Genomic DNA, 9,180 nt, shown 5'->3' with positions numbered 1-9,180 from the left:
TTACAGGACGTCAAAATCGCTTATAGATGGGGCGGCCCGACCTCAGTGAATCTAGATATGACGCCAGAGATTGGCTATCTAAATACTAACAAAATTATCTATACTTGCGGCTGTATCGGTCATGGTGTTTCTTTGACGCACTTAAATGGTAAGTTAATCGCGCAACTGCTCAGTGAACAAAACAGCGATCTGACTGACTTTTGGATCGTCAATCGCAAAGCCATTCGTCTGCCGGGAGATATTTTGAGTTGGTGTAGCGCAAAGGCCTTAACTGGTGCATTAACTTTGGTCGATAAGTTTGAAGAGCGCGGCTTATAGGTAGTACCTTACCTTTTTGAGACCCTTCTATTATTCTCAAAGCCCTATATCTTATTTAATAGTCATATTTACTTACGCCTTTCTACATAATAGCCCTTACTATAAAATGCTTATTCCAGCTTTTGTCGATAACTTTCGCTTATGCAGTGATGGTGTAAATACAGCCGTAATTGACCTGCTAGTACGATAGACTACAAGGCTAAACGCTGATAATCATATAAACTATCTTTATAGAAAAACGAGTGTTCACCCCTTTTTTACCCTGTGCTTATCCGTAGAGACCGATTATGAGTGACCATCAAGACCCTAATCATAAGCAAGATCCTGCTACTATTTCAAATGCTACTGAGCCTGCCGCTAACACTGAGCTACCGCCTTATCGTCAGCCAGTCACGACGCAAAAGTCAGTATCCAAAACACCTGCTTGGTTGTGGCCTGTATTGATCGCGGTGCTGATTGCAGGTGTCTTATTAGGTAGGTACTGGGGAGAGGATGAGCCAGTTATTGATGAGCCAGTCGCTGCCAATAGTGCGCAAAGTGATAACGTAGGCAGCGATGCATTTGATGCCGCCCAAGCGGTCTTGTCAGTAGAAACCGTTATGCCAAGCCAAGATAGTATCGGCAACACCTTAAGCGCAGACGGTACTATTAGTGCCAAAGACACGGCTAATGTCAGCGCCAAAGTCAATGGCGTCGCTATCGAGCGTATCTTAGTCGAAGAAGGCGATCGGGTAAAAGCAGGGCAAGTGCTAGCGATATTTGATACCGACGCTATGGAGCAACAGGTATTGCAGGCCGAAGCAGATGTTGCAGAAGCGCAAGCGACCCTTGCCAATGCTATCGCCGATGCCGCGCGCGTGCTACCGCTCATCGATATCGATGCTATAAGTCGTCAAGAAGCCGATCGCTATCGCACCTCAGAGCTGCGGGCAAAAGCGGCGCTACAGGCGGCACAAGCACGTTTGAGTAGTCAGCGCTTGACCTTAGATAATGCAACCGTTACTGCGCCAGTCAGCGGTATCATCAGCGAAAAAATGATTGAAGTGGGACAAGTGACAGGCGGCGAGCCGCTATTTTCTATTATCAAAAACGGGGTCTTAGAATGGCAAGCGGATATCGATCCCAAATTGGTCGGTGAAGTGACTGTCGGCACGCCTGTTAAAGTCAGTTTACCTAATAATCAGTCGGTCATGGGACAAGTCAGTCGCATCGCACCGACTGCGGCAAATAATCGGCAAATCACTATCTATGCTAGCCTAGAGCCAAGCACTGCTGCGCGCGTGGGTATGTACCAAACAGGCGAGTTTCTGTTAGGTAGCGAGAGTATGCAAACCGTACCTAATAGCGCTATCGTCAGTAATGACGGCTACGATTACGTCATGCTGGTCACTCAAATACGTACGACTAGAGACGAGAAAAAAGTAGGCCGTATCAAGCAGCAGCGCGTGAGTCTCGGTGAGCGCATTGGTGATAGAGTGGCAGTAACCGAGCCGCTGCCAGCGGATAGTCAACTGGTCGAGCAAGGGGGTAGTTTTTTGAATGAGGGTGATCTGGTGCGTATCGTCAATACTATGCAAACCTCTAACAGTGCGCAGGCAAGCTCATGAGTTTAAATGTCTCTGCTTATTCGATAAGAAATCCGCTCGTTGCTATCTTGCTGTTTGTACTGCTCACATTGGGCGGTATTTACGGCTTTATGCAAATGAAAGTACAGCAGTTCCCTGATATCGATCTGCCAGCTGTCGTAGTTACCGTGACGCTGCCGGGCGCGGCGCCCTCTCAGCTTGAGAATGATGTCGCCAAAAAGATTGAAAACCGTATTACCAGTATCGAGGGCGTCAAGCACATTCGCACGACCTTACAGACAGGCGCTGCGACCATAGCTACTGAGTTTGTGCTCGAAAAAGATATTCAAGAAGCCGTTGATGATGTGCGCTCTGCCGTTGGCGAGGTGCGCGGCGATCTGCCCGCTGCGGCTAACGATCCCATTATTACCAAGGTATCGACGGCGGGCTTTCCTGTGGTCACTTACTCAGTTGCCGCTAGCAATATGAGCGTCGAGGATCTGTCTTGGTTCGTTGATGATACGATCACCAAGCGCCTCTCTGATATCCCAGGGGTCAGTACGGTAAGCCGTGTTGGCGGTCTGGAGCGTGAGATTACCGTAGCCGCCGATCCTATTGCACTGAGCGGTTTAGGGTTTCCAGTCTCGCAGTTATCCCAGCAACTAACAGGTATTCAACAAGACAGCTCAGGCGGTGAAGCTGAGGTCGGCAATACGACGCAGACCATCCGCGTATTAGGTGCGGTTGAGCGCGCGCGTGAGCTAAACGACTTACAGATTGCCGTACCCACTGGCGGTACGCAAGCTCTAGGACGCTTGGCACAAATCACTGATGGCCCAGCCGATCCAAATTCTATCGCCAAGCTCGATGGGCAAACGGTCGTCGCCTTTAATATCACCCGCTCGCGCGGCGCTAGTGAAGTTGAGGTTATGGAGCGCGTCGATGCTGAGCTTGCCAAGCTCACCCGCGAGATGAGCAATATCGAAGTCGAAAAGGTCTACGACCGCGCCACGCCAATCGCACAAGATTATGATGCCTCAATTAAGATGCTTATCGAAGGCGGAATTTTGGCGGTTATCGTTGTCTTCTTATTCTTAAAAAATGTACGCGCCACTTTTGTAGCAGCAGTCGCTTTACCGTTATCCGTCATTCCAACGTTTTTGGCAATGTATCTGTTTGATTTTAGCTTAAACATCATCTCCTTATTGGCTTTGTCGTTGGTTATCGGGGTCTTGGTCGATGACGCCATCGTCGAGGTTGAAAACATTATTCGTCACTTGCGTATGGGTAAGACCCCCTATGAAGCGGCGATGGAGGCGGCGGATGAGATTGGTCTAGCCGTCGTCGCGACTACCTTTACCTTGATCGCGGTGTTTTTGCCAACGGCTTTTATGGGCGGCGTGGTTGGGCAGTTTTTCCGTCAGTTTGGCTGGACGGCAGCCTTGGCGATTTTTGCCTCACTTATGGTCGCGCGTCTCATTACTCCAATGATGGCCGCCTATATCTTGCGACCTGAAAAACATCGCGTTGAAGTACAAAGCGGTACGATGACGCGCTATCTTAAGATCGTCTCATGGACGCTGAATCATCGCTGGCTGACGATGGGTGCAACCTTAGTGCTGTTCGTTGCTTCGTTAGCTTTAGTTAAGCTGCTGCCGACTTCTTTTATCCCTGACAACGATATCGATCAGACGCGGGTGGCGATTGAGCTGACCCCCGATGTCGCCTTAGAGGATACTGCGCGCGTCGCTGAAATGGCGAGTACGCGTATCTTGGCAATGCCTGAAGTGACCAATATCTTTACCTCCGTAGGCGAGGCGCAGGCATCGATGGACTCAGACTCTGGCGGCAATAAGGCTGAGAATATCGCAGGACTCGATATCGTACTTGCGCCGCGCGCTGAGCGTGGCTCAAAGCAAGCCATTGAGCGCAAGATAAGCCAATTACTATCCGAGGTGCCAGGTGCGCGCTTTACCGTTGGGTTATCGAGCGGCGGCGAGACCGGTTACAACTTCTCTTTGACCAGTACCAATCCTGAGGTGTTAGAGCAGACGGTTCAGCAGATTATGACTGATATTCGCGCCTTGCCGAGCGCAGGCTCAGTGACTAGCGATCGCAGTCTGCCGCGTCAAGAGCTGACGGTGACCCCAGATAGGTTAGCGATGGCGGACAAAGGCGTGACCACCCAAGATATCGCCACGACCTTGCGTATCGCCACCGTTGGCGATTATGAGCAGCGTCTATCTAAGCTTAATTTAGATACGCGGCAGATCCCTATTGTCGTGCGCCTGCCTGATATTGCCAAAGAAAACGTCAATCAGTTAGAAGGGCTGTACGTGCCTAGTATGAGTCCAGCAGGTCAGGGCGTACGCGTCGGCGAGGTGGCGGATCTAAACTTTGGCACCGGTCCTGCGCAGATCAAGCGTTTGGATCGCGAGCGCGCTATTAGTATCACCGTACAGCCCGCTAATGGCGAGCTTGGCGAGTTGGTACAGGCAGTCAAAAACACTCAGACGATGCAAAACCTGCCAGCGTCGATTACGATCATCGATCAAGGACAGGCTGAAAACATGGCCGAGCTGTTTAGTGGCTTTGTCATCGCCATGTCAGTCGGTATCATCTGTATTTTGGGCGTACTGATTCTGCTGTTCGGCAAATTGCTTCAGCCCTTTACTATCCTAATGGCGCTACCGCTATCGATAGGCGGCGCTTTTGTCGGCTTAGTTATCACTAACAGCAGCTTGTCGATGCCATCGATGATTGGCTTCATTATGCTTATGGGTATCGCAACCAAGAACTCAATCTTACTTGTCGATTACGCCATCATCGCGCAAAATCGCGGTTTGGCGCGTTTTGAAGCTATCATTGATGCGTGTCGTAAACGCGCGCGCCCGATTATCATGACGACGATCGCGATGGGCGCTGGCATGTTGCCATTAGTATTTGGTTGGGGTGATGCTGATCCGACCTTTAGGCGTCCGATGGCGGCAGCGGTATTGGGCGGGCTGGTGACTTCTACTTTACTTAGCCTAGTTGTCATCCCTGTGGTATATACGCTTATGGATGATTTATCGAACTGGTTTGCCAGATGGCTTAGGCCGCATGGTAAAACCGATGACAGTGCAAATATGCTAAAGCAGGATACACAGGTGACGTCGAATGAGATATGAGTAGAATCAACATAGTAATACAAGCATATCTATACGAGTCATGGAGCTAAATCGTGCTATTGTTTCAACTAGCAATGGAATAACTCTATATGACAAGGAAGGCCGCTATGAAATTTCTTTTATTTCCTCAAATACAAGCGTACTTTGGCAAGCCAATAGCTGCTTTATTATTAGCGGCTGCTGGCATCGGCATCAGCAGTATAAGCTACGCCGCCACCTATAATATCGATCCCACGCATGCCAATGTCCGCTTCGCTATCGATCATTTTGGTACGTCAACCAATACGGGCGGGTTTTATAATCTAACCGGTCAACTCGAGTACAGCCCGCAGGCCAAAACAGGGGATATCGCCCTCATTATTCCGATGAATACGTTAATGACAGGCAATACCGCCTTTGATATTGTACTTAAAAGTGATGAATTTTTCGATATCGACAAGTATCCAGCAGCGTATTTTAATTCGAGTAAATGGTACTTTAGTGATGCCAGCTCGCCACAAGTCACTCGCGTAGATGGTAATCTGACCCTACGCGGGCAGACCCATCCGGTAACTTTGACGGCGACCAAATTTAATTGTTATCTGAGTCCTATTCTAAAAGCGCGTGTTTGCGGTGGCGACTTTACCACGACCATCGATCGCACCAAATGGGGCATTAGCAAATACACCTTGCTTGGGATGACTGAAAAAGTAGATTTGATGATTCAAATAGAAGCGGCAAGGCAGTAGGGCGTTTTATAGGTTCATTAACAGGCAAAAAGCTGGCAATAAAAAAGGTATCAAGCAAATTGATACCTTTTTATTAAAATAGCGCGTTTTTTATAACTGGTCGCTAAAGAGCGCAATCATAAAAAGCGTATTAGTAGACATTTAGGTTACGAGTTACCATCTTTTAGACTCGCTTCTACTTGTATAACGAGCTTAATGTCTTTCATCATACCGCCATCGGTATAGGTGGTAAGACCCCACTTAGTGCGATCAATAGTAGTCTCAAAATCGCCGCCACATACTTGAGTCTCAAGTGCTGGACTGTCATAGCAGTTGAATTTGGTCGCGGTGAGCGTGATAGGGTGCGTCTGACCATGCAGCGTTAGATCGCCTTTTACTGTCTGTACCTCTTCACCATCAAACTGCCATGATGTTGACTTAAAATAAGCGGTAGGGTACTTGGCAACATCAAAAAAATCAGCAGATTTGAGATGCTTATCAAAGCCTTTGATTCCTGTGCTCAAGCTACCCATAGGAATAGTGATACCTACAAAGCCCTTTTGAGCCTCTGGCTGATAATCAATCATACCTGTCAAACCATAAAATCCACCAGCATTGGTAGAGGTGCCAAAATGATCAACAGTAAAACGGGCTGCGGTATGGCTTGGGTCAAGCTCATATATGGCGCTATGACCTAGTACGCTAAGCATGCCAAGACTACTGACCGCAGTGATAGCAATAGTACGTTTTAATGTTTTAATTGATAAATTCATAATAAGTTATCCTTGTATACTGTAAGAGGTTATTAATGAGCATTCGAAGACTATAATTTCGTTATTCATTTTGGTATAAAAGCCAAAATAACTAAAATCTTTATCGTTTAGCTTATCTTACCGAAATGCGTTATTAGTTTAGCAAATATTTAGCAATCTTGTTGATTACTAGAATAGATGATTGTGTGGTGTTGTTATATTTTGGTTACTGTATTCCCTTTTACTGGTTTAAGCTGTCATGTTCTAAGATCGATACCCAATAAAACAGAGACGTCTTATAGTTAGTTGAATGCAAAACGGTTATAGATTTGAACGCGCTGCTGGTATAAATTTTACTTGCGTGCTGCGTCCCCAGAGGCTGCGCAAAATTCATACCAGCAGCGCTATAACATTTTTACAGTATATCGACTATATTACAGGGCAAAATTAAAACAATTTTTTCTTGCGTACTGTGCCTACGCTACCTGATACTGCAAAAACATATCTCAATTTCCCTGTATCGCCTTCAGATTAAACGGACTATATTTATTGGTTTTATATTTAAAACGGCTTTTAGACGGTGACTATCCTTTATGAGTGAACCGATTAAACAGTCTTTTATCAAAAATAATGCTTGGCTCATAGCGCTGACCTGTCTGCTTTTGGGCGGGGCATTGCTTGGTATCTCAACCAACTTAGCCAAGTACGCAGATGAGATTGGACTAACACCACTGGCTTTTTTATTTTGGTCAATTGCGGGTGCGGTCATTATCTTGCTTGTCGTCGCCTATATGAGAGGCGAGCTATTAGCGCCAAGCAAGCGTAGTTTTGAGTATTACATCGTTGCCGCTTTGGTCAGCGTCGCAGGCTCAAACTTGATATTTTTCTCCGCTATTCCACACGTAGGCGCAGGTTTTGTGGCGCTGATAATCTCCTTGCCGCCGCTGCTGACTTATTTGGGCGCGCTTATGCTGAGTATCGAGCGCTTTAGTACAGTGCGCGCGCTCGGTGTCGCCGCTGCGCTTATAGGCGTTGGTGTACTGGCAGCGCGTAAATTTGCGACGCCAGATACCAGCGTCTTTTGGATCTTAATCGCGCTTTGTGGCCCTGTGCTGCTAGCGATTGGTAATATTTATCGCACGCTTCGCTGGCCGGATGATGCCTCACCTATTGCACTCGCGCCTGGCATGCTGATCGCCGCGGCTATTATGCTCGGCCTAGTAGGGGTACTGCCTAGTTTTTCACTTATAGTCTCGTTAGACAATACTCACTCAATACTATTAATCCTTGTGCAAGCTATCATCTTTGCGGTGCAGTTTGTCCTGCTATTTGTACTACAAAAAACGGGTGGGCCTGTGCTACTAAGCCTACTTGGCGCTGTCGGTGCTATCGTTGGCGTGCCCGTCGCTGTTCTCTTGCAAGGCGAAGCGCCGCCTGAGGGGTTAATCTTAGGCGGCGCTTTGATCGCCCTCGGTGTGATGCTAGTCACTTGGGGCGGTATGAAGATGGCTAGGCTATCAAAGTAGGCTTTATGCTGACTTATCAATAAGCGCTTTTTTTAAATCCTTTAAAATCATTCTAAAAAATAAATCTCAGCGGCCGCGTTGTTGAAGGTTTGCTTACCGTTTTTAAAGCCCGCTAGCGCTTGCGCATTGGTACGGATGGCTTCGATCTCGTCTTTGGCTTCTAGTATTACCAGCGTTGCTGGCGCGCCAACCACTATCTGGCTCTGCATAGATAATAGTTTGGCGGCGTTTTGAGTGATCATATCAAAGGCATCTGCAATCTCATCATCGGTAGATAATTGCGCGATATTGGCGTACATATTCGCCATGCGTATGAGCGACGCATCGCCAAAAGGGGTAAAGGCATTTAATATGTTGTTGCTTGAGATCATGGTTTTAACGCCCAACTCTGCGAACGGATTGGCATTGACCGTGCCTCTAGGGATAAGCGCTTCGTAATTACTGCCATTGATGTAGATATCAGTAGCAGGCAGCACAATTAGGGCAATATCCGCCTGTTTGAGTAGTCCTGCCATCTCACCGCGCTTCATCTTGTCCATCGCCGCAAGCTTGGTCACATGTCCGATAGAGACGCGGCCTTGATAACCACGTTTGATGGTCTCCTCTACCACTTTTGGAATGCTAGAGTCTTTAGGATCCAAATCAAAATCTAAATGAAAGTCAACATCGACGTCATACTCTTGAGCGATATCGAATATCAGCTCGATATGCTCGTCTGGGTTGTCGTCTTTGTAAGGGCAGCCGCCTATCAGATCCGCGCCTTGCTCCAGCGCTTGTTTAAGTAGTTTAAGGGTTTTGGGTTTGGTCGTTAGTCCTGACTGGGCAAAGACGCATATCTCAACATCGATAGCAAAGGCATATTTATCGCGCGCCTTTTTGATAGCGTCAAAAGCACGCATTTCAGTCTTTTCATCAGTCTCTACAAAGGTGCGCAGACCGACGGTACCTTTTTTTATCGCCATCTCTAAAACTCTTGAGGCGCGCTCGAATACATCTTGGGTAGTAAAGTTCTCTTTGGCCTTGCCCGTCTGTTCGACGGCCTCATCAAGCGTGCCTTTTTCTACGCTACAACGGTCTAAAATACAGGCTTTATCCAGATGAATATGACTCTCAAAAAACCCTGAACAGACAAAGTTGCCTTT

At 47.5% G+C, this 9,180-nt stretch carries 6 protein-coding genes and 1 pseudogene; 5 read left to right on the top strand and 2 right to left on the bottom strand.

The genetic code is table 11. The features are described 5' to 3' along the window. The 4 genes and pseudogenes from ACTXGO_RS06895 to ACTXGO_RS06880 form a co-directional block, all read left to right on the top strand. Positions 1–318: pseudogene (locus ACTXGO_RS06895) on the top strand (hypothetical protein); the annotation flags it as partial. Positions 319–605: 287 nt separating this feature from the next. Further along, entirely contained in the window at positions 606–1,925 is a 1,320-nt protein-coding gene (locus ACTXGO_RS06890) for an efflux RND transporter periplasmic adaptor subunit (RefSeq protein WP_443543518.1), read from the top strand. After that, positions 1,922–5,053 carry an efflux RND transporter permease subunit gene (locus ACTXGO_RS06885; protein ID WP_443573808.1) on the top strand — a complete coding sequence of 1,044 codons (3,132 nt, stop codon included), beginning with the start codon at positions 1,922–1,924 and terminating at the stop codon, positions 5,051–5,053. The genes ACTXGO_RS06890 and ACTXGO_RS06885 overlap by 4 nt, the downstream gene beginning before the upstream one ends. Positions 5,054–5,160: 107 nt before the next feature. Beyond that, positions 5,161–5,781, top strand: coding sequence for a YceI family protein (locus ACTXGO_RS06880; RefSeq protein ID WP_443573806.1), 621 nt, complete (start codon positions 5,161–5,163; stop codon positions 5,779–5,781). A gap of 146 nt (positions 5,782–5,927) precedes the next feature. Here the strand turns inward: ACTXGO_RS06880 and ACTXGO_RS06875 are convergent, their stop codons facing one another. Continuing rightward, positions 5,928–6,533, bottom strand: a complete 606-nt coding sequence (locus tag ACTXGO_RS06875; protein WP_443543524.1) for a YceI family protein — start codon at positions 6,531–6,533, stop codon at positions 5,928–5,930. A gap of 572 nt (positions 6,534–7,105) precedes the next feature. Between ACTXGO_RS06875 and ACTXGO_RS06870 the strand changes: the two genes are divergently transcribed. After that, the gene (locus tag ACTXGO_RS06870) at positions 7,106–8,038 is read left to right on the top strand and encodes a DMT family transporter (RefSeq protein ID WP_443573804.1); all 933 of its coding nucleotides are present in this window, start codon (positions 7,106–7,108) and stop codon (positions 8,036–8,038) included. 47 nt (positions 8,039–8,085) lie between these two features. On the opposite strand, the gene ACTXGO_RS06865 is transcribed toward ACTXGO_RS06870, so the two are convergent. Further along, the coding region (locus tag ACTXGO_RS06865) for an amidohydrolase family protein (protein WP_443573802.1) at positions 8,086–9,180 on the bottom strand (1,095 nt) is incomplete at its 5' end.

This window comes from Psychrobacter sp. T6-1, from assembly GCF_052258445.1.
This window is presented reverse-complemented; position numbering and strand designations above follow the sequence as displayed.